The organism is Streptomyces albus subsp. albus, from assembly GCF_000719865.1.
In the GTDB taxonomy this organism is placed as follows: Bacteria; Actinomycetota; Actinomycetes; order Streptomycetales; family Streptomycetaceae; genus Streptomyces; species Streptomyces albus_E.
In genome coordinates, this window is the sequence record NZ_JOID01000006.1 from 26,982 (window position 1) to 47,076 (window position 20,095).

Annotated in this window: 15 protein-coding genes; 3 read left to right on the forward strand and 12 right to left on the reverse strand. The window is 72.7% G+C overall.

The features are described 5' to 3' along the window. Positions 1-167 precede the first annotated feature (167 nt). Genes IF83_RS0106835 through IF83_RS0106845 form a run of 3 tightly spaced genes read right to left on the reverse strand, consistent with a single transcriptional unit; the run spans position 168 to position 3,780 of the window. A complete protein-coding gene (locus tag IF83_RS0106835; protein WP_037678974.1) occupies positions 168-1,307 on the reverse strand; it encodes a polyprenyl synthetase family protein in 1,140 nt (379 codons plus the stop codon). After that, complete coding sequence (locus IF83_RS0106840) at positions 1,307-2,383, reverse strand: terpene synthase family protein (protein WP_051722517.1); 1,077 nt, start codon at positions 2,381-2,383, stop codon at positions 1,307-1,309. Before IF83_RS0106840 ends, IF83_RS0106835 begins: the two co-directional genes overlap by 1 nt. Next, positions 2,380-3,780 carry a cytochrome P450 gene (locus IF83_RS0106845; protein ID WP_051722518.1) on the reverse strand — a complete coding sequence of 467 codons (1,401 nt, stop codon included), beginning with the start codon at positions 3,778-3,780 and terminating at the stop codon, positions 2,380-2,382. Before IF83_RS0106845 ends, IF83_RS0106840 begins: the two co-directional genes overlap by 4 nt. A gap of 540 nt (positions 3,781-4,320) precedes the next feature. Here IF83_RS0106845 and IF83_RS0106850 point away from each other — a divergent pair. Further along, positions 4,321-5,784, forward strand: coding sequence for an MFS transporter (locus IF83_RS0106850; RefSeq protein WP_030543146.1), 1,464 nt, complete (start codon positions 4,321-4,323; stop codon positions 5,782-5,784). Positions 5,785-5,923: 139 nt separating this feature from the next. Here IF83_RS0106850 and IF83_RS0106855 read toward each other — a convergent pair whose 3' ends face one another. Next, a complete protein-coding gene (locus IF83_RS0106855; RefSeq protein ID WP_030543147.1) occupies positions 5,924-6,976 on the reverse strand; it encodes an aldo/keto reductase in 1,053 nt (350 codons plus the stop codon). Positions 6,977-7,082: 106 nt separating this feature from the next. Here IF83_RS0106855 and IF83_RS0106860 point away from each other — a divergent pair, with 106 nt between their 5' ends. Then, positions 7,083-7,712, forward strand: a complete 630-nt coding sequence (locus IF83_RS0106860; RefSeq protein WP_030543148.1) for a TetR/AcrR family transcriptional regulator — start codon at positions 7,083-7,085, stop codon at positions 7,710-7,712. 217 nt (positions 7,713-7,929) lie between these two features. Here the strand turns inward: IF83_RS0106860 and IF83_RS0106865 are convergent, their stop codons facing one another. Then, complete coding sequence (locus IF83_RS0106865; protein ID WP_030543149.1) at positions 7,930-9,117, reverse strand: endo-1,4-beta-xylanase; 1,188 nt, start codon at positions 9,115-9,117, stop codon at positions 7,930-7,932. Positions 9,118-9,517: 400 nt separating this feature from the next. Next, on the reverse strand, positions 9,518-11,803 hold the full coding sequence (locus IF83_RS0106870) for a glycoside hydrolase family 9 protein (protein WP_107046714.1): 2,286 nt from the start codon (positions 11,801-11,803) through the stop codon (positions 9,518-9,520). 818 nt (positions 11,804-12,621) lie between these two features. Here IF83_RS0106870 and mgrA point away from each other — a divergent pair. Beyond that, positions 12,622-13,614, forward strand: coding sequence for an L-glyceraldehyde 3-phosphate reductase (gene mgrA, locus IF83_RS0106875; protein WP_030543151.1), 993 nt, complete (start codon positions 12,622-12,624; stop codon positions 13,612-13,614). Positions 13,615-13,635: 21 nt separating this feature from the next. Here the strand turns inward: mgrA and IF83_RS0106880 are convergent, their stop codons facing one another. From IF83_RS0106880 to IF83_RS0106905, 6 genes are all read right to left on the reverse strand, one after another. Beyond that, complete coding sequence (locus tag IF83_RS0106880) at positions 13,636-14,469, reverse strand: MerR family transcriptional regulator (protein WP_030543152.1); 834 nt, start codon at positions 14,467-14,469, stop codon at positions 13,636-13,638. Positions 14,470-14,491: 22 nt separating this feature from the next. Then, positions 14,492-15,292, reverse strand: a complete 801-nt coding sequence (locus tag IF83_RS0106885; protein ID WP_030543153.1) for an alpha/beta fold hydrolase — start codon at positions 15,290-15,292, stop codon at positions 14,492-14,494. Positions 15,293-15,738: 446 nt separating this feature from the next. Beyond that, on the reverse strand, positions 15,739-16,743 hold the full coding sequence (locus IF83_RS0106890) for a phosphorothioated DNA-binding restriction endonuclease (RefSeq protein WP_051722519.1): 1,005 nt from the start codon (positions 16,741-16,743) through the stop codon (positions 15,739-15,741). Between the two features lie 307 nt (positions 16,744-17,050). Next, positions 17,051-17,479: a pyridoxamine 5'-phosphate oxidase family protein gene (locus IF83_RS0106895; RefSeq protein ID WP_030543155.1), complete on the reverse strand. Its 429-nt coding sequence runs from the start codon at positions 17,477-17,479 to the stop codon at positions 17,051-17,053. Between the two features lie 323 nt (positions 17,480-17,802). Then, entirely contained in the window at positions 17,803-18,543 is a 741-nt protein-coding gene (locus IF83_RS0106900) for a polysaccharide deacetylase family protein (protein ID WP_208605849.1), read from the reverse strand. A gap of 569 nt (positions 18,544-19,112) precedes the next feature. After that, positions 19,113-20,093: a PDR/VanB family oxidoreductase gene (locus IF83_RS0106905; protein WP_037678979.1), complete on the reverse strand. Its 981-nt coding sequence runs from the start codon at positions 20,091-20,093 to the stop codon at positions 19,113-19,115. Between the last annotated feature and the right edge of the window lie 2 nt (positions 20,094-20,095).

The window sequence follows — 20,095 nt, forward strand, 5'->3', positions numbered from 1 at the left end:
TGGGCGGGGCGGTGAGAACGGCGGTGGAACGGTGCTCGCAGGGTCGGCGGCGCGGCGGTGGACCAGGGGGCGTGAAGGGCCGTGCGGCGCGGACAGGGGCGGCGGGGAGGGCAGGGCGGCGGGAGCCGTGACGGGGCCCGGGCGGTCGGCGGCCTCCCGGGCCGTCGCTAGGAGGCGCGGTCGGTGAGGCGGTCGGTGAGTTCCCGCAGGTCCGCGAGGCCGGCCGCGGACAGCTCCAGCGGGCGCAGGCTCTCCCAGGCCGCCTCCCGCCACCGCCGCGCCTCGGCCAGCGTCCACGCGCGCCCTCCGGCCTCCTCCACCAGCGAGGCGGCGAGCGCGAGTTCGTTCTCGCTCGGCGGGCCCGGGCGTGCGTAGAGCTCCGCCAGCCGCCGTCCCGGAGCCGTGTCCGAGGCCAGGGCGGCCACCACCGGCGCGCTCCTCTTGCGCGCCCGCAGATCGGAGAGGGCCGGTTTGCCGGTGCTGCCGGCGTGCCCCCAGATCCCGAGGACGTCGTCCTGGAGCTGGAACGCCAGGCCGAGCCGGGACCCGAACCGTTCGAAGGCCTCCAGCACGGTGGACGGGGCGCCCGCGTAGGCCGCGCCGGCCCGGCAGGCGAAGCCCAGCAGCGCACCCGTCTTGGCCTCCAGTGTGCGCAGGCAGTCCTCGGTGCCGGTCCCGCGGAGCGCCCCGGCCGTCACGTCCGCCGCAGCGTCCGGCGTAGCGGGCGGGGCCGCCGCCGGAGCCGCCAGCAGGTCGCGGCCCTGGCCGAGGCACAACTGCCGCAGGGCGCGGGCGAGATCGCCGGCCACATCGGCGCCGCCGGGTGAGGGGTTCGAGGAGAGCACCTCGAAGGCGAGGGCCAGCAGACCGTCACCGGCCAGGATCGTCAGCGGGGTGCCGAACCGCACCCAGGCGGCGGGGCGGTGGCGTCGTACGCGGTCGCCGTCCATCACGTCGTCGTGCAACAGGGTGAAGTTGTGGACGAGTTCAGCGGCCAGCGCGGCCGGTAACGCCTCCTTGGCTTCCGCCCCGGCAGCGGCGGCGGTGGCCAGCGCGAGCGCGGGGCGGACGAGCTTGCCGCCCCCGGAGCGCCGGGATGTGCCCGTCGCGGGGCGGCCCGGTGCGGCGTTCGCGGTCGCCGCGCCGGCTCCGGCCGGGACGCCGTCCGCGTCGCACAGCCCCATCTGGTACCCGCAGAGCGTGGCCAGATCCGGGCCCAGCCGGGCGATCCAGTCCAGGAGGGCGGGCGGCACGGTCTCCCGGGCGAGGGCGACGGCCGCCGGCGGGGCTGCGGCGCGTCCCGTCATCACGACCCCCCTTCGGTGCCCGCCGGTGCGAGGGTCGCCTCCAGATAGGCGGGGAGGCCGCCCTGCTCCCGTTCCCGGTAGCGCAGGGTCGCCCGCGACCAGTCCAGGTTGCCGCGCATCCACGACTCCATGCCCGCCAGGCAGGCGGTGAGGCCGGCCCGGTGCTCCGGGTGCGCCTCCAGCAGCCGTTCCCGGTGGCCCAGATAGCGGCGCGTCTCGGCGGAGACGGCCTCCGCCGTGTGCTCCAGCGCCTCCCGCAGTGTCAGCCCCCGGGCGTGCGCCACGACCCGTACCAGGTTGTGGTACTCGCCCAGCGCCATCTCCTTGCCCAGCGAGTACCAGTCGTTCGTCCACACGACCACGTCGCTGGAGGACCGCAGGGCGGCCCGGAACGGCTCACCGGCGTGGACGGCCTCGGGGAGGTCGAGACCGGCGACGACGTCGATGAGATCCATGCACACATAGATCGCCCCGGTGTGCCGCCGCTGCTCGATGTACTCGGCCTCGCCGGGGATCACCCCGGCGACGCGGTTCTCCGCCTCCCAGCAGGCGGCGTCCAGGCAGGACGCGAGATGGTCCGTGAAACGGCGCCGCCAGGCGGGCGTGGCGCGGCTCGCGGTGCGGTGCCACAGGTCGCGCAGCGCCCAGGCCAGCGGAGGCTCGCCGGGCGGCCGTGCGCCCTCGGCCGGATCGTCCCGGTCCAGGACCCGGAGCAGGCCGTCCATCGCCCGCCGGGCGCCGGCGAGGTCACGGCCGACCCGGCCGTCGTCCAGTTGGTCGTCGACGAGGAAGAGCCAGCCGAACCAGTCGGCGACCAGTTCCAGCGCGGCCCGGTCGGCGGCCGGGTACGTCCGGGCGGCGAACTGCCCGAAACCGGCGCGGGCGAAGCGCCGGCGCGCCACGGAGCCCCGGACCACCTCGAACCGGGCCACCCACGCGTCCAGATGCGCCTCGGCGGCCTCCGCGTACGGGCTGACCTGTGAGGGGAACGGGCAGTAGATGTGCGGCTTTTGGGCCGGCCCGACTGCCGGCTCCGTGCGGGTGTTCTGCCGGTCCTGCTGGGGGAATCCGTTCACCGGGGATGCACCTCCAGGGGGACGCCACCCTCCGGATGCAGGGTGATCAGGGGCTGCGGCCGCACCGGCGGCCGGCCGGGCGGCAGCCGGAAGCGATGCCGCCGGACGACGGTGAGCAGCACCAGGTGCAGCTCGGTCAGAGCGAAGTGCTGGCCGATGCAGACGCGTTCGCCGCCGCCGAACGGCATGTAGGCGTGCCGGGGGCGGCCGGCGGACCGCTCGGGGGTGAAGCGGCCGGGGTCGAAGGACTCCGGGTCGTCCCACAGCTGCGGATGCCGGTGCAGCACATAGCTGTTGAGGTAGATGTTCGAGCGGGCGGGGATGTGGAAGCCGCCGATGCTGTCCTCCGTCCGGGCCCGGCGCATGAACTGCCAGGCGGGCGAATACAGCCGTAAGGTCTCCTCCACCACCGAACGCGCGTACGGGGTGCGGGCCATGTCCTCGAAGCGTGGCACCCGCCCGCCGAGCACGGCGTCGGCCTCCTCGTGGAGCTTCCGCTCGACCTCCGGGTGGGCGGCGAGCAGATAGAAGATCCAGGAGAGGGCGTTGGTGGTGGTCTCGTAGGCGCCGACCACCAGGTTCAGCACCTCGTGGTGGAGCTGCTCCGGCTCCATCCCGCGGCCGTCCCCGTCCTCGTCGACCGCGTTCATCAGCAGGGTGAGCAGATCGACCTCGTCACCCGGACCGGCCGCCGTGCGCCGCTGGACGAAGGAGGCCACGAAGGCGTCCATCCGGTCGATGGCCCGGCGCAGCCGCCGGTGGCCCGGGGTGGGCACGGTCAGCGGCGGGAACGGGAACTTGAAGAACCGGCCGAGCAGGGCGTTCGCCTCGGTGAACGCCTCCGCGAAGTCCCGTGCGGCGCTCCCGACCCGGGCGCTGAACAGCGAACGGTTGACGATCCGCAGCGCCAGCTCGCCGAACTCCTCGTGGACGTTCACCACCGTGCCCGGCGCGTACCGCCGCTCCCAGCGCTCCAGCATCGCGCCCGTCTCATCGGTCATGTTCTCGGCGAACCTGGCGACGACGACCGGCCGGAACGACGGCTGCATCAGCCGCCGCTGGCGCTGCCACAGCTCCCCGCCCGGGTTGCCGATCAGACCGTCGCGCAGCACCGGGCGGACCAGCCGGTAGAGCAGCGCGTCCTTGTCGTACTTCGAGCGCTGCTCGACGAGCACGCGGTAGATGTGGTCCGGGTGGTTCAGCATGATCATGGGGATGCCGAAGAGGCGGAACCGCACGATGTCGCCGTGGGTCCGGGCCGCCCACTGCAGGAAGCCGAGCTGGTCGCGGCGGAAGCTGACGCCTCCCCGCAGCCGCTCCCCGAGCCCGACGGCCGGGACCGGGACGGGGGGTCCGGCATCCCGGGCCCCGCTGTCCGGTGACAGATCCAAGGTCATACGTCCTCGCCTTCACGGGCTGTGCGCGTCTGCGGCTGCGTGTGCCTGTACGGGCTGTGCGGTGGGGCGTGAGGTGGTGGGGCGTGAGAGGGGGTGGGGCGGCGGTGTGGTGAGGGCTCGGTGCGGGTCGGTGCGGTGGGCTCGTCGGAGGTGGGCGGGCTCGTCGGGGGGTGGCCGGAGGCGGCCGGGGGCGGCCGGGGGCGGCCGGAGGGGGACCGGCCCGGCACCGTGGCACGCCCCGGCGGAATGGCCACACCCTGCCGCTTCCCCGCGCGCCGGTGACAGCGGACCGGGCCAAGTGAGGACGAAGAGGCAGACGTGCGGGCAGGGGCGGCGGCCCGGCGGGGACAAGCCGGTGACACGCCGGGAGAGCGCTCTCGGGCCGCCGCGCACGCGAGGCGGCGGCCCGGTGCCGGCCTCCGCACGAGCCCTTGGCGGGCCGCACGGAACCGGCGACATCCGCGGAGCCGCCCTCCCGCTTCCGCGCACCGCCGCCCGGGTGCGTCATCCTCGGACGAGACGATCACAGGAGAGACGGAAGTGAACCACAAGGCTGCCGGCACGACCGAGCCCGCGTACGTCCCCGACCCCAACCGCTGGAAGGCGCTCGCCGTCTGCCTGCTCTCGGGGTTCATCACGCTGCTCGACATCTCGATCGTCAACGTCGGGCTGCCCTCCATCCGCGAGGGCCTCGACGCGCCCGAGAGTGACATCCAGTGGGTGCTCTCCGGCTACGCCCTCGCGCTGGGCCTGCTGCTCGTCCCCGCCGGACGGATCGGGGACGCCCGGGGCCGGCGCCGGATGTTCATGATCGGTATGGGTCTGTTCACCGTGGCCAGCGCGCTGTGCGGGGCCGCGCAGTCCTCGACCTGGCTGGTGCTCGCCCGGTTCCTGCAGGGCCTCGCGGGCGGCATCCTCACCCCGCAGGTCTCGGCGCTCATCCAGCAGATGTTCCGCGGCGCCGAACGCGGCCGCGCCTTCGGCTACTTCGGTACCGTCATCGGGCTCTCCACGGCCGTCGGCCCCGTGCTCGGCGGGGTCATCATCCAGATCTTCGGACCGGAGGAGGGCTGGCGGTGGATCTTCTACGTCAATCTGCCGGTCTGCCTGCTCGCCCTCGTCCTGGCGCGGTTCCTGCTGCCCGGCCCGGAGAACGAGACCAAGCCCTGCGCGCGGGACCTGGACCCGGTGGGCATCGTCCTCCTCGGCGCGGGCGTGGCGCTGCTCCTCCTCCCGCTCGTCGAGGCGCAGCAGTGGCGCGGCGCGGGCAAGTGGCTGCTCGTCCCGGCCGCGCTGGCGCTGATCGCCGTCTTCGTCCGGTGGGAGCTGCGGCAGCGACGGCACGCCCAACCGCTCGTCGACATGGGGCTGTTCGGGCTGCGTTCCTACGCGCTCGGCTCGCTCATCATGCTGTTCTACTTCGCCGGGTTCACGTCGATCTTCTTCGTCTTCACGCTCTACCTCCAGTCCGGGCTGGGCTACAGCGCTCTGCAGGCCGGGCTGTCCATCACCCCCTTCGCCCTCGGCTCGGCTCTCGCGGCCGCGTTCAGCGGGCGTTTCGTCCACCGGTACGGCCGGGCGCTCGTCGTCGCCGGGCTGGTGGCGGTGGCGGCCGGGCTGGGCGGGGTGATGCTGGCGGTGTACCAGGTGCCGGGCGATCGGGCGGGCTGGGCCATGGCACTGCCGCTGCTGCTGGCGGGGCTGGGCGGCGGCTCCGTCATCTCGCCCAACCAGACGCTGACCCTCGCCGAAGTACCCCCGGCGCAGGGCGGCAGCGCCGGGGGAGTGCTGCAGACCGGCCAGCGGATCGGCTCGGCCACGGGCATCGCGGCCGCGGGCAGCGTCTTCTTCGCGAGCCTGGGCGCGGGAGGGGACGGCGACGGGGACTGGGCGGCGGCCTTCCGCCACAGCCTCGGCGTCTCCGTGGCGCTGGTGGCCCTGGCCCTGGCGGTCGCGGCCATCGACCTGCGGGCGCGGCGCGGAGCGGCGTGGCCGGGGGCCTGAGGGGCGTTGGGCGAGTCCCGGGCGGTTCTTCCGTTCCTCCGGGCTCGGCCGGGCGACCTCGCGGGCCGGCGGAGTGCACCCGCCGGCCCCGGTCCGTGACACGCGGCGGGCGTTCTCGATGCCGATGTCGATGCCGATGTCATCCAGCGGGCGGCGGCGCGACAACTGGCGGGTTGAGGCGGGCGAAGCCTTCCTGACGCTGGTAGGGGAAGTACGGGTAGGGCGCCGTCCTGCCACTCGCCGCATCGAGTTTCGCCATCTGGCCGGGCGTGAGCGTCCAGCCGACGGCTCCGAGGTTCTGGCGAAGCTGCTCCTCGTTGCGGGCGCCGATGATGACGGAGGAGACGGTCGGCCGCTGCAGCAGCCAGTTGATGGCGATCTGCGGAATGTTCCTGCCGGTCTCCCGCGCGATCTCGTCGAGGGCGTCGACCACGCGGTAGAGGTGTTCGTCCTCGACCGGCGGGCCGTAGTCCGCGGTGTGGTGCAGCCTGCTGGTGTCCGGCAGCGGCCGGCCGCGGCGGACTTTGCCGGTGAGCCGTCCCCAGCCGAGCGGGCTCCAGACGAGGGCTCCCAGGCCCTGATCGAGGCCGAGGGGCATCAGCTCCCATTCGTAGTCGCGGCCGATGAGGCTGTAGTAGACCTGATGGGCGACATAGCGCGTGCGGCCGTACTTCTCCGCGATCGCGAGGGACTTCATCGCCTGCCAGCCCGAGAAGTTGGACATGCCGAGGTAGCGGACCTTGCCCGCTCGTACGAGATCGTCGAGTGCGGACAGGACTTCCTCGATCGGTGTGCCGGCGTCGAAGGCGTGCAACTGGAACAGGTCGATGTAGTCGGTGCCGAGCCGGCGCAGGGCGTCCTCGCACGCGGTGATCAGGCGGGAACGGGAGGAGCCCGCGTCGCCCGGGCCGTCGCCCATCGGCAGGCTGGTCTTGGTGGACAGGATCACCTGGTCCCTGCGGCCCTTGATCGCTTCCCCCAGCACCTCCTCGGAGGCGCCGGCGGAATAGACGTCGGCGGTGTCGAACATCGTGATCCCGGCGTCGAGGCAGATGTCCACGAGACGGCGTGCTTCTCGCCCCTCGGTGGTGCCCCAGGCACCGAACAGCGGTCCCCGGCCGCCGAAGGTGCCGGCGCCGAAGCTCAGAGCGGGGACCTTGAGGCCGGACGCACCCAGCCGCCTGTATTCCATGTTGGATCCTCTCTCGCTGCCAGAACTGGCTAATGGGACGCCAGTTCCGTTAATGTAGGGCCTCAACGTAGCAGGTGCAGGCGATTAACGAAACTGGAGTCCCGTTATGGGGTTTGAGGGTGCAGATCCGGGGACCGTCCGTCCGGGAGGGCGCACGGCGCGGGTGCGGGCGGCCGTGCTGCGGGCGACGGGGGACGCCCTGGCGGAGCGAGGCTTCGCCCAACTGGACCTCGCCGACATCGCGCGCCGTGCCGAGGTCGGCAAGACCACCGTCTACCGCCGCTGGGGAACGGTGACCATCCTGGTGGCCGACCTGCTGATGGACATGGCCGAGCAGTCACTGCCGCGTACGGAGACCGGCTCGCTGCTCGGCGACCTCAAGGCCAATGCCCGGCTCGTGCAGCGCACCTTGGCCGACCCTCGGCAGGGGGCACTGTTCAAGGCGGTGATCGCGGCCGCCACCTGTGAGGCGAAGACGGCCGAGGCACTGCACCGCTTCTACGACATCCGCGTCGAGGAATGGGCCCCCTGCGTCCAGCAGGCCGTCGACCGGGGCGAGGTGCCCGACGGCACCGATGTCCAGGAGGTGATCCGTGCTGTCTCCGCCCCCCTCTACCACCGCCTGCTGATCAGCGGTGACCGCCTCGACGAAGCGGCCGCGGACCGGGCCGCCGAGGCCGCCGCGGCCGCGGCGCGTGCGGGAGCGTATGTGCGGGGCGGGGCAGGGAGTGCGTGAGCGGCCCCGCGCTCTCCGGGACCGTGTGGCCCGCCGCGCTCGTTCTCCTCGATGGGCGACCGTCCGACCGGATCACACCATGACGCGGCGGGCCCGTCGCCGCCGGGGACGAGGCGGCGGGGACGGGCCCGGGCGGTCGCCGGTGCCGGTGGCCCGCCGTGGACCGTGATCGCGGCGGGTCACCCGGCGGGCGGGCGGTGGGCGGACGGGCGTTACGTCAGCGCCGCCAGTCCTTCTTCCAGTGCTTCCCGCGCTTCCGGCAGTCCTTCTTCTTGGCGTCCAGCAGGGTGTTGTACAGGGCGTTGAACGCCGGCTTGCGGACGTAGTCCTCCGTCATGACCGTCGCGGAGCCCTCGCCCTCGAAGAAGACCGGGACCCAGGAGTACTTGTCCGTGAAGCCCCAGATGGTGAAGGAGTTGCAGTCCTCGACGGCCAGGCAGGCCGACAGGGCCTGCTGGTAGTAGTCGGCCTGCTGCTGGAGCTGGGCGTCGGTGGGAACACCGCTCTCCGGCAGGTCCATGCGGACGTCCAGCTCGGTGATGGCGGTCTCCAGGCCGAGCTCGTCGAACCGGCGCAGGTTCTGCTCCAGGCCGCCCGGGAAGCCGTAACGGGTGCTCAGGTGGGCCTGTGCGGAGAAGCCGTGCACGGGCACGCCCTGGGCGAGCAGCTCCTGGATGAGCGCGTAGTAGGCGTCGCTCTTGGCGTTGTCGTCCTCGACGCCGTAGTCGTTGAAGAACAGCTTGGCCTCGGGGTCGGCCTCGTGCGCCCAGCGGAAGGCGTCGGCGACGATCTCCGGTCCCAGCTCGCGGATCCAGATGTTCTCCTCGGTGCGCAGGTTGCCCTGCTCGTCGAAGATCTCGTTGGCCACGTCCCACTGCTGGATCCGGCCGGCGTAGCGGCCGACGACGGTGGTGATGTGCTCCTTGAGGATGGAGCGCAGCTCCTCCTTCGAGAAGTCGCCCTGCTCCAGCCACTCCGGGTTCTGGCTGTGCCACAGCAGGGTGTGCCCGCGCACGACCTGCTGGTGGCGGTCCGCGAAGTCGGCGATGGCGTCGGCCGCGCCGAAGTCGTAGCGGTCGCGCTCCGGGTGGATGAACTCCCACTTCATCTGGTTCTCGGCCGAGACCGAGTTGAACTGCTGCCCCAGGACCTTCCGGTACTCCTCGTCGTAGGTGAAGGGGTCCGGGTAGTCCTGTTCGAGGTGGTGGCCGCCGCCGGCCACGGCGGTGCCCACGTAGAAGCCGTCGGGAGCGGCCGAGCGCAGCCGGTCGTTCTTGGCCTTGGCCTTGGAGTGGGACGCGGCCGGGTGGCCGGAGGGCGCGTCGGCCGCGGCCGAGGTCGCGGCCAGCGGCAGCGACAGGGCGGCCGTGGCGAGCGCGGCGGTGGCGAAGCGGATGGGTCTCATTGGTGCACTCCCGTGTCGGTTCAACCGTTTCAGAAGTTTCCGGAAAGTTTCCGGAAGGTGGCTCACGGACGCTAAAGGCTCGGCAACGTGGGAGTCAAGAGATGTGAACGGGCCGGAATGCGCATCCCGTTGCGGCAGTGCCTCCGGCGGAGCCCTCGGCAGTGCCTACGGCGGCGCCTCCGGCCGCTTCTCCGGCGGCCGGGCGGCGGGACGGGCGGCCGGGACGCCCCACGCCCCGTGCGGACCGCGCTCCCGCGCAACAGAGCGGCCGGTCACCCCAGTTGGGAGTTCCCGGCCGCTCCGTCACCGCCCCCCCCGGGCCCCCGTTGCAGCGGGGGGGGTCCCCGGGCGGGCGCCCCCGCGCGGACCCCCCGCCGCGGCTCGCCCGGGCCCCGGCTCATCAGTGCTTGCGGTGCTTCTTGCGCTTGTCCTTGCTCTTGTCCTTGCCCTTGTACTTGACGGTTCCGCTGCCCTGGTCGTCCAGGTACGAGGCCACCCACGCCAGCGGCGCGTTCCAGTTGATGGTGATCTCGTTGGTCGCCCAGGACTCGATGTCGTCGATGTAGCACATCGCCGGAGCGCAGCCCACCAGCTTGTCCTGCGCCACCGGGTCCTCGATGCCGGTGTTGGGGCCGCCGGCGACGGAGCCGGGGGCCGGGTTCGGCAGCGAGGGGTCGAGCTGGTTGGCCCAGAACCGGTGGTGCTGGTTGTGGGAGTCCCGCTCGCCGTAGCCGGTCACGTACGACTGGTTGAGCGGGTTGCGGCCCAGCAGGTACTCCATGCCGTGCAGCACCGCGTCGCGGTAGGCGGCCTTCCCGGTCAGGTCGTGGGCCGTGGCGAGCACGACCATGTTGTTGAGGACCTGGCTGTTGGAGCCCCAGACGTACTGGCCTCCCTCCGGCGCGTACGGCACCCCGTACGCGGACTGGCGGGAGTCGGCCGCGTAGCCGTCGGCGGCCTGGGTCACCATGGCGCGGACCTGCGCCAGTTCGCCGGCCGGCAGGTCGCTGGGCGTGGTCGCCAGGGTCAGCGCGCCGAGACCGGCGGTGTTGCCCCAGTTGATGCCGGCGCGCGGGAAGACCGCCTCCGCGTCACCGTGCAGCTCGGAGCCGAGCACGGCCTGCCGGTAGGTGTCCTCACCGGTGGTGACGAAGAGCTCGGCCGCCGCCCAGTAGAACTCGTCCGTGACGTTGTCGTCGCTGTACGCGCCGCCGCCGGTGCCGTCGTTCGGGTCGGCGAGCACGTCCGGGTTGGCCTTCGCCGCGGCCCAGGCGGCCTTGGCCGTCTCCAGGCACTTCTGGGCGAACTCCTGGTCGTACGGCTCGAAGAGGCGGGCGCACTGGGCGCCGGTCGCGGCCAGGTTGAGCGTGGCGGCGGTCGACGGCGGGTGCAGCTCGCGCGGCTGCGGGTCCTCGCTGGGCAGCAGCGGCAGACCGGTCCACTGCTGGTCGTGGATCTTGTGGTGCACCATGCCCGCGAGCTTCTCGCCCTCGGGCACCTGCATCTTCATCAGGAAGTCCATCTGCCAGCGGGCCTCGTCCAGGATGTCCGGAACGCCGTTGCCCCGCTCGGGCACCCGCAGCTTGCCGTCACCGAGCGGCGCGCCGTCGGCGCCCTCGGTGTGCAGGGTGCGCTCGAAGTTGGCCATCACCTGGGCGGCGGAGATGCCGCCGTTGACGACGTACTTGCCGTGGTCACCGGCGTCGTACCAGCCGCCGGAGACGTCCAGGGTGTAGTCGCACACGCCCTCCTGGCACGGCACCTTCGTGTCGCCCTGGTTGGGCTCGACACCGATGTGGCCGGCCGGGCGCGCGTACTCCTCACCGACCAGGTCCGCCTCGATCTCGATGCCGCTGCGGTTGTGGTAGAAGTACGCCAGCGCGTCGGAGCGCAGCGAGGAGTACAGGTCCTCGCCGATGTCGAACGGCTCGCTGGTGTCCTCGCCGATGGTGACGGTGTAGCCCTCACCCGCCTTCATCACCTTGCTGAAGTCGAAGGTGTGGACCTTCTGGCGCGAGCTCGGGTCGGTGCCGGCCGGCTTGGTCTTCCCGGCCGCCACCTGCTTGCCGCCGGCGTCCTTGAGCGTCCAGTCGAGCGGATCGGCGGCGTCCGTGACGACGGTGCCGCCCTTCGTGGCGTGGGTGAGGTAGCCGACCTGGTTGACCCGCACCGGGGAGCCGGTCTCCGGCTCGTAGACGGGCGGTTCGGCGCCGCCGGTCAGCGAGACGTCGTCGACGCAGAAGGTGTACGCCTCCTCGCTGCCGCCGATCTGGAAGGCCAGCTGGGCCTCCTCGTTGTCGGCGTTCGCGGTGAAGATGTGCTCGACGGGCTCCGCGGTCTCGTCGATCTGGTCGGAGGCGTTGAGCTCGGCGGTGTACGGGTCGGTCGCCATCTGCACATTGGTGCGGATGGTCACCGGCACCGTGGAGGACGCCGTGTAGCGCAGGGTGTAGCTCTCGCCGGCGGTCAGTGGGATGTCGTTCTGGCCGACGATGGCGTCCCAGGGGTTGGCGGTGCCGGCCGGCACCTCGGCGCAGAGCCGGCCGTCGACGACCGAGCCCGGGACGTTGTCGGTGAGCCACCAGCCGGTGGTGCCGTTGGAGAAGTCACCGTTCGTGACCAGCTCCGGGCCCGGCTCGGCTCCGATGGCGGGCCCCGACAGGGCGGTGCCCAGCAGACCGGCCACGGCGACGACACCGAGGACGCGGCGCCTGCCGCGGTGGGGGCGGCCCCTCTGAGGGGGCTCAAGGGGCGGATGCTGTGTCACGGCTCGGTCCTTCCGCGCGATGTGGGGTGGGCAGGAAGTCAGCAGATGTATGGGAGCGCTCCCACGGCATCTTGGGGGCGGGAGGTTGCGCCGTCAAGATGTACGGCTCGGCGAACTCCACGGCGTGCCGGGCCGGTTGGCGCGGTACGAGCCGGGCGGACGCCGGTTCCCGCCGCGGTTCTCCGGCGCGCGCCCGCCGCGTGGCCAGGGGGTTCACCGTCCGGTACGGATCTCCGCCGGGGTGCGGGGCGGAGGAGAGCGGGATGTGCCGGGGCCGGCGCAGTGCGCCGTGGTTCTGGCCGCGAGGGCGGCCGGGCCGGGCGGAGGGTGTCCGGGCCGGAAGCGGTTGCAGAACGGCACGGGCGACGGGGCCGCGGGTGCGGGGGGTTCCGGGCACGGGCCGGCGCGGCGGAGGGGGGTGCGCCTGCGGTCCGGGGCGGGGCTCGCGGCGGGCTGTGCTCCGGCGGAGGGTGTGCGCACGGAGGTGCGGTGCGGCAGCGGCACGGTTGGGGACGGAGGCGGGCGGGCCGGGTGCGCCCTGTGCCGGCGATGCGGCGTGCCGGCGAGGCGGCGGCGGAGCCGCGTTCCGGCGGGGCCGTGCTCTCCCGGAGCGTGGGCCGTGCTCGCCGGGTCCGCGGTCCGGCGGCTCTCCGCCCGCCGTCCGGTTAGGGTGACGGCGGTGCGGAGACCCCGCCCCGTCCCCGTCCCCGTCCCCGTCCGCCGTCCCGAGGAGCACCGTGACCCACGTCGCCGCCGAACAGCGCTACGACACCATGCCCTACCGCCGGACCGGCCGCAGCGGGCTCAAGCTGCCCGCCGTCTCCCTCGGGCTGTGGCACAACTTCGGTGACGAGAAGCCGCTGGAGACCCAGCGCGCGATCCTGCGCCGCGCCTTCGACCTGGGCGTCACGCACTTCGACCTCGCCAACAACTACGGCCCGCCGCCCGGCGCGGCCGAGCGCAACTTCGGCGAGATCTTCGCCCGCGACTTCCGCCCCTACCGCGATGAGATCATCGTCTCGTCCAAGGCCGGCTATCACATGTGGCCCGGCCCGTACGGGGAGTGGGGCTCCCGCAAGAGCCTCCTGTCCAGCCTCGACCAGAGCCTCGGCCGGCTCCGCCTCGACCACGTCGACATCTTCTACTCCCACCGCCCCGATCCGGACACCCCGCTGGAGGAGACCATGGGGGCGCTGGATTCCGCGGTGCGGCAGGGCAAGGCGCTCTACGCGGGCATCTCCAACTACTCGCCCGAGCAGACCCGCGAGGCCGCCCGCATCCTCGCCGGGCTGGGGACGCCGCTGCTCATCCACCAGCCCTCGTACTCGATGTTCAACCGCTGGGTGGAGGACGGCCTGCTCGACGCACTCGACGAGGTCGGCGCGGGCTCCATCGCCTTCTCGCCCTTGGCGCAAGGACTGCTGACGGACCGTTATCTCAACGGGATCCCGGAGGGGTCGCGCGCCGCGGGTTCCAGCCCCTTCCTGACCGCCGAGGGCATCACCCCGGAGACCCTGGAGAGGGTCCGGGCGCTGCACCGGATCGCGGAGCGGCGGGGGCAGAGCCTGGCGCAGATGGCCCTCGCCTGGGTACTGCGCGGCGGCAGAGTGACCTCCGCCCTGATCGGGGCCAGCAGCGTCGGGCAGTTGGAGAGCAACGTCGCCGCCGTCGGCAACCTCGACTTCGACGCCGGTGAACTCGCCGAGATCGACCGGCACGCGCCGCGGTAGGACGGCGTGGCGGCAGCCAAGTCACCGCACACGCCGCGAACGCTGCACCGCGGTGTCTTCCTGCCGTGTTCCGGCCGTACCCCGCCCGGGATCGACGCGTTCGAGCTTGGTCCAGCCGGTCCAGCCTCGCTTCCGCAACAGTTCGATCAGCCGACGGGCCGGCGGCACCGCGGCGAACGCCAGTGCGTCCATGAGCTCGGCGAGCGGTGGCTCGATGCGGGTGTCGTCGATGTATTCCTCGCCCTCTTCGTCAGCCATCTGTGTGATGTAGGCGGACAGTTCGTCGGCCAGCTCGACCAGCCGGGGGTCGTCGTCGGCGTGGTCGAGAGCCTGTCCAAGGGTGAGATGGAAACCGATGAACCGGGGGTCGGCGATCTGCTTGTGCTTGCGTGCCGTCCACTCCGGGACCCGCTCGGGCGACTGCGCGGCCAGCGGGATCCAGCCGTCGCGTTCGACTCGGACGATCCGTTCGTCGACCCCGAGCGCCCGCAGACGGTCGAGATACCCGACCACCTCCCGGGGCAGCACCAGGCTGTCCCCGGCGGTGAGGCGGGCGATCCGCTCCCGGTGCCGTTGCCGTTGCCGGATCTCCGCCCGCAGCCGCTTGTCGATGTCCGCGACTGCCGCGGCGAACTCCTCCTCGCCGGCCTGCAGCAGCGCCCGGACACGCGCCAGCGGGACGCCGGCCTCGGCGAGGGTCCGGATCCTGATCAGCTCGACCACGGCGCCGGCGTCGTATCTCCGATAGCCGGAGTGGTCCCGCTCCGGCTCCGGCAGCAGCCCTTTGGCGTGGTAGTGCCTCACCGCGCGCACGGTGACTCCGGCGTACGATGCCAGCTCGCCGATGGTCAGCATCGGACCGGTCTCCTGGAGGCGCTCAAGAAGCCGGCCTGCCGGCCGGGGGATGTGCGCGCCGGATGATCTCCGCGATGTCCGGGGCATGGGTGAAGACCAACTGGTGGCCGGTGTCGAGCCAGTGCGTGGAGACGTGCGGCCGCTCGCTGAGGAGTCGCTCGATGCCGGCACGCCAGAGCCGGTTGTGCCGTGGAGCACGTCCTTCGGTGCTGCCGCCGGCGATCGAGGCCGACATGATCATGCTGATGGGGCGGTCGATCCTCCGGTACCGGTCGAGGATTGCGGACCGAACCGTATCGATCTCGATGTTCAGGTCGAAGATGTCTTGTGCGGTGAGCACCACTTGGCGCGCCGTGCCCCGGGCCCGTTCGACCTCTTGCCGCGCTGCCAGGTCCTCCGCCATCGCGCGGAATTCCGCCCGGTCGGCGTGGGCGATGAACGGTTCGGGCAAGGGGTTCGCCCCGTCGATGAGAACAAGCCCGGCTAGGGTGACGGGGCGCTCGGAGGCATAGTGCACGGCCAAGTCCGCGCCCAGCGAGTAGCCGACAAGCACGGGCGCCGAGGGCAGGTCGAGTTCCGCCAGCACGGCGACGAGATCGCTCAGAAACCCGTCGAAGGAGTACCGGCCGGCGGCGGCTGAGGCGAGGCCATGGCCCCTGAGATCGAAGGTCACCACATCGTGGTCGCGCCGAAGGAGCGTGGTCAGTTCGTGCAGGTCGGCCTGTGTCGAGTTCAGTCCCGGACAGAGGACCAGCGGCCGTCCTCGGCCGCCGCGGGATACCGGGATCGTGACGCCGTCGTGGTGGACCGTGAAGTGCCGCATCGTCCTGTCGCCTCCCTCGGTTCGCCGCCCTCCGCCGTCGGCATGCCGGTGATCGCCCGGTGGCGGGGTTTCCGGCCGGCTCCGGCGATTGCCTCGCGGTGGCCGTCCGACGTGCGCCGTCCGGCAACCCGGATCACATGCGTTCTCGAGCTCATGGGTCATGCCCACCATGCTGAGGGGTTGCCCCTGCGTGAGGGTCAACTGTCGCGATGACATGACCTCGGCCCGCCCGCGGCTGCCGGCCCCTGCCCCACACCGGCCGCAGCCGACTGCCGTCCGTGCGCGCCGAGCACCCGATCGAACGGGTTGCTTAGACGTACGGCCGTTCGCGCGTACTCCGAGACCGCGGTCCAGCGTGCTCAGGACAGCCATCCGGTGACTGATTCCCGCATGCGGACAGGGAGCGCGGCGGTGCTGTGGAGCGCCGTCACCGTCGCCGGCGGCGCCTACCGGTCGCCGCCCTCCGCCTGGGCCGGTACGGACCCGGGCACCCGCTCCGGCGTGTGCTTGAAGACCTGCCGCGCGTGCCAGGCGACGTGACGCGACCCGGGAGCGGGGCAGCCGGGCCGGGGAGCGGCGAGCCGCCGGCCGTGGAGGTCTTCGACGGCGGCCCGGCCGGCGTCGCCGCGGCAGGTGTAGAGACCGGAGACCCGGATGCGCAGATCCTCCGTCAGGCCGAGGACGCCGTAGTCGAACAGCGTGTGGTGCTGGGCGCAGAGGGCCAGCGCGTTGTCGGCCGTGTCGGGGCCCTCCTGGCTGTGCCAGCGGATGTGCGCCGCTGCGAGGCCGACCGGGTTGCGGCCCAGCGCGCCGTCGTAGCCGCACATCGCGCAGGCGTAGGCGTAGGCCCGCAGCACTTCCTCGGCGAAACCGGCCCGCCGGGCCGGGGGAGCGGAGGCTCCGGTGCGCTGCTCGCGCGCGGGGGCGAGTGAGGGGGCGGGGAGGCAGGGCTCCGCCCGGTCCTTCGCGGTGGACGGGTCCAGGCCCGTATCGGCGCGGATGGCGGTCTCCAGGGACGGCGTGAAGTGCTGGTCCAGCAGGATCCGCGCGGCGGCCGTGAGCGTGCCGGGGTCCGCGAGGAGCTGTTCGACGTGCGGCAGGAGGCGGCCCGTGGCGCCGTGCTCCCGGAGCCAGGCGCCGCGTTCGGGGGCGTCCGGGCCGATCGGCCGTCCGTCCCCGTCGCACGGCGACCACAGCCCGCGCTCCAGCTGGACGAAGGGCATCGCCGCGCGCTGCCGGGCGAGGACGGGGCTCATGACGGCCGGGCCGTAGTCGTTGATCAGCCGGCTGACCGGCTCCTCGGCCTCCTCATAGGCGACCGCGGTGGAGCCGGTGGCGGTGAACCGCCCGAACAGCCACAGCAGTAACAGGGGTTTGTGCGGGGCGCGGACCGCCCCGATGCGGGCCCGGCGCAGGGCGGCCAAGGCGTTCAGGAGTTCGTCCCGGGTCACCGGACCACCTTTTCACGCCGCCCGCGGGAGTGGGGTACTCCGCGTCGCAACGCGCCGGAAACGGCGGGTGGGGCGGAGAGCCCGGGGCCGGCACCAACGCGCCCGTACGGCCGGTGATTTCACCGATGACGCGCACCGGGGCCCGGGCGCAGGATGGCGGACGAGCGGACGAGCGGACGAGCGGACGGCGGGCCGCTCCCCCCGGAACACCCGGCCGGGGCGTGCCGGAGCCGCGCCGCCACGCCCCGGCCGGGTTCCCACCTCTCCGGCCGCCGTGCGGGAGCCGGCCCGTTCGACCGGCCGTGGCTCAGATCCGGCCCAGGTCCGAACCGATCCAGCGCTGGGGGCGCATGGTGATGACGACCTGCTCGCCGTGCTCCCGCCAGGCGAAGTCGACGTAGGCATCCACCTTCTCCGGCGGGAGGTAGCGGGACGAGATCTCCCGCAGCAGTTCCTTGGTCGAGGGGGAGGTGGAGACGACCGGGCCCTCCACGGACACATAACGGGTCGTCGGTTCGAGGCGGTCCACCATCAGGGAGAAGCGGCCGGCCCTGGTGATGAGCCGTTCCTTGCGGGAGCCGAGCCCGGTATTGATCCAGATGTCGCCGCCCGGCTGGTACTGGTACCAGATCGGCAGGGTCAGCGGTGCCCTCCCCTCCTCGCCCGAGTCCACCGACAGGGCTGCGACATGGGGCTCGGCCAGGAATTGTTCACGCTCGGCACGGTTCAGGGGCATGAGGCGTCTCCTTCGCGGACAGGTCGGCGGGACCGGCGCGGAGCGCGCCGGCCCGGACTCACGCTAGCGATGTGAGCCCCGCCCCTGTCCCGGATATTCCGTGCGCCCACGCTGAACAGCCTTTCGGCGCACACTTCTTGAGCGGCGGGGCGGTCGCCCCGGCCGACGAAGCAAGCCCCGGCCGGCGAAGCCGCCGCGGGGCCCGGCCCGTCCTGGCGCGGGCCCCGCGGCGGCGGGGTGTGCGGGTGTACGGGGTGCGCGGTGTGCGGGTCGTGCGAAGTGCGCGGGGTGCGCGACCCCGGGGCCGCGCACCCCGCGGCCGGCTACTGCCGGGCGGGCAGGTCGAAGCTCCAGCCCTGTCCCTTGAACTCCGGGATGACCCGGTCGACGGCGGTCACGGTCTGGCTGCGGTCGCCGCCACCGTCGTGCATCAGGACGACGGCGCCCTGGGTGATGGCCTGGCGCAGGCGCTGGGTGAGGGCGTCGGCGCCCGGCGGCTGCCAGTCGCCGATGTCGGCGCGCCAGCCCAGGGGCGTCATGCCCATGGACGCCGCCACATCGGCGGACTGGCCCCAACTGCCGTACGGGGCACGGTAGTACGGGATCTCAGCGCCCGGCACGGCCTGCCGGATCGCGTTGTTGGTCTGTTCGAGGTTCTGCCGCACCTGGTCGGCCGACCAGGTGCCCATGTCCTGGTGCTGCATGGAGTGGTTGCACAGCACGTGGCCCTCGTTGACGATCCGGCGCACCATGTCCGGGTTCTGCCGGACGTGGTCGCCCCAGAGGCAGAAGACGGCCTTCACGCCGTTCTTCTTCAGCACGTCCAGCATCTGCCCGGTGTTGGCGCCGGGGCCGTCGTCGAAGGTGAAGGCGACGGAGTTCCCGGCGCGTCCGGTGGAGGTGACGACCGTGGCCTGGGCACGGTCGGCGCCGGTGGACCCGGCGGTGGCGGCGGGTGCGGCGGTGAGCGCGATGCCGCCCGCGAGCAGTGCGGACAGCAGGGTCCGGCGGAGTCTGCGGAGCCTGTGGGGAGGTGGGGGAGTGGTGGTGTCGGTCGGGGTCACGGCTCATCCCTTCTTCGCGGTGGTGCCAGGTGGGGGTGGGGTGGAGGTGGGGGGTGCGTACGGCGCGAGCGCCGAACGGCCCTCCGACACACAGCGTTACCGAAATATTTCGGAGGAGTTACCGGTAAGAGCTGGGTAACCATAGGGCTGAGCTGACGTCAGGTCAAGGGCCTTATGTGGAGGGCGGGTTGCCGAGCCGAGGGCCAGCGTTGCCGAGAGGGGGCGGCGCGGCGGGCCGGATGCGGAGCGGAGGGGAAGGTCGAAGCGGTCGGCTCCGCCGCGCCGCGGGTACCTGCTCGGGGCGGGCGGGAGCGCCCGGGGGAAAGGGTTTGCCGCCCGCCCCGGGAGCGAGAATTTCCGGAGTTTTTCCGGTTGCTGTACCGAGTGCCGCCCTCCCCGGCGCGTGAGCGTGAACACGGTGCGGCGCCGGGCGGTACACACCGGACTCCGCGAGTTCAACCCGGGTCACGCGGTCGGCCCCCGACGACAACACGCCAACGGGCTCGTCGGCTCTTCCTCGTGCTTCATCGGCCGGGGGCTCGCGTGGCTCCACGGGCGGCGGCGGGCCGTCAGAGATCCAGAACGAGGCGGGGGCAGGCGGCGCGCGAGACGCAGATGAACATCGTGTCGTCGGCGGCCTGTTCCTCCGGTGTGAGCAGGGAGTCACGGTGGTCCACGGCCCCGTCCAGGACGGTGGTCTCGCAGGTGCCGCAGGTGCCTTCCCGGCAGGAGGACAGCACCGGCACACCCGCCGCCTCGACGGCCTGGAGGACACTCCGGTCCGGCGGCACGGACACCGTGACACCGCTGCGGGCGAGCTCCACCTCGAACGTCTCGCCGGGACCCCGCGGGCCGAGGTCCGCGGGAGCGAACCGCTCCAGGCGCAGTACGCCCGGCGGCCAGGCGCGTGAGCAGTGCTGCTCCACGGCCTCCAGCAGGCCCTCGGGCCCGCAGCAGTAGACCAGCGTGTCCTGCCGAGGGGCGGCCGGCGGCCCGTTCAGGTCGAGTACGCCGCACTCGTCCTGGGGACGGAGGGTGACCCGCTCTCCGTACGCCGTCCGGAGTTGTTCACGGAACGCCATCGTGGCGCGGGTGCGTCCGCCGTAGACCAGGTGCCAGGCGGCTCCCTGCCGTTCCGCCTGGGCGATCATGGGAAGGATCGGGGTGATGCCGATGCCGCCCGCGATGAACAGGTACCCGGGGGACGCCTCCAGTGGAAAACGGTTGCGCGGCCCGCGGACCCGCACCCGGGTCCCTTCGCGAAGGCGTTCGTGGACGTGTTCCGAGCCGCCGCGGCTTTCCGGCTCCCGCAGGACCGCCACCTGCCACCGGGAGCGGTCGGCCGGATCGGAGCACAGTGAGTACTGCCGTACCAGGCCGGGCGTGAGACACAGATCGACGTGGGCGCCCGGGGTCCACTCGGGCAGCGGTGATCCGCCGGGGTGCGTGAGTGTCAGGCGTACGACGCCCTCCGCGAGGGCCTCCTTGCGCGCCACGGTCAGATCGAGCTCGACCTCGGCCGCGACGCCCGGGGTGATCACGGTGGTCACGG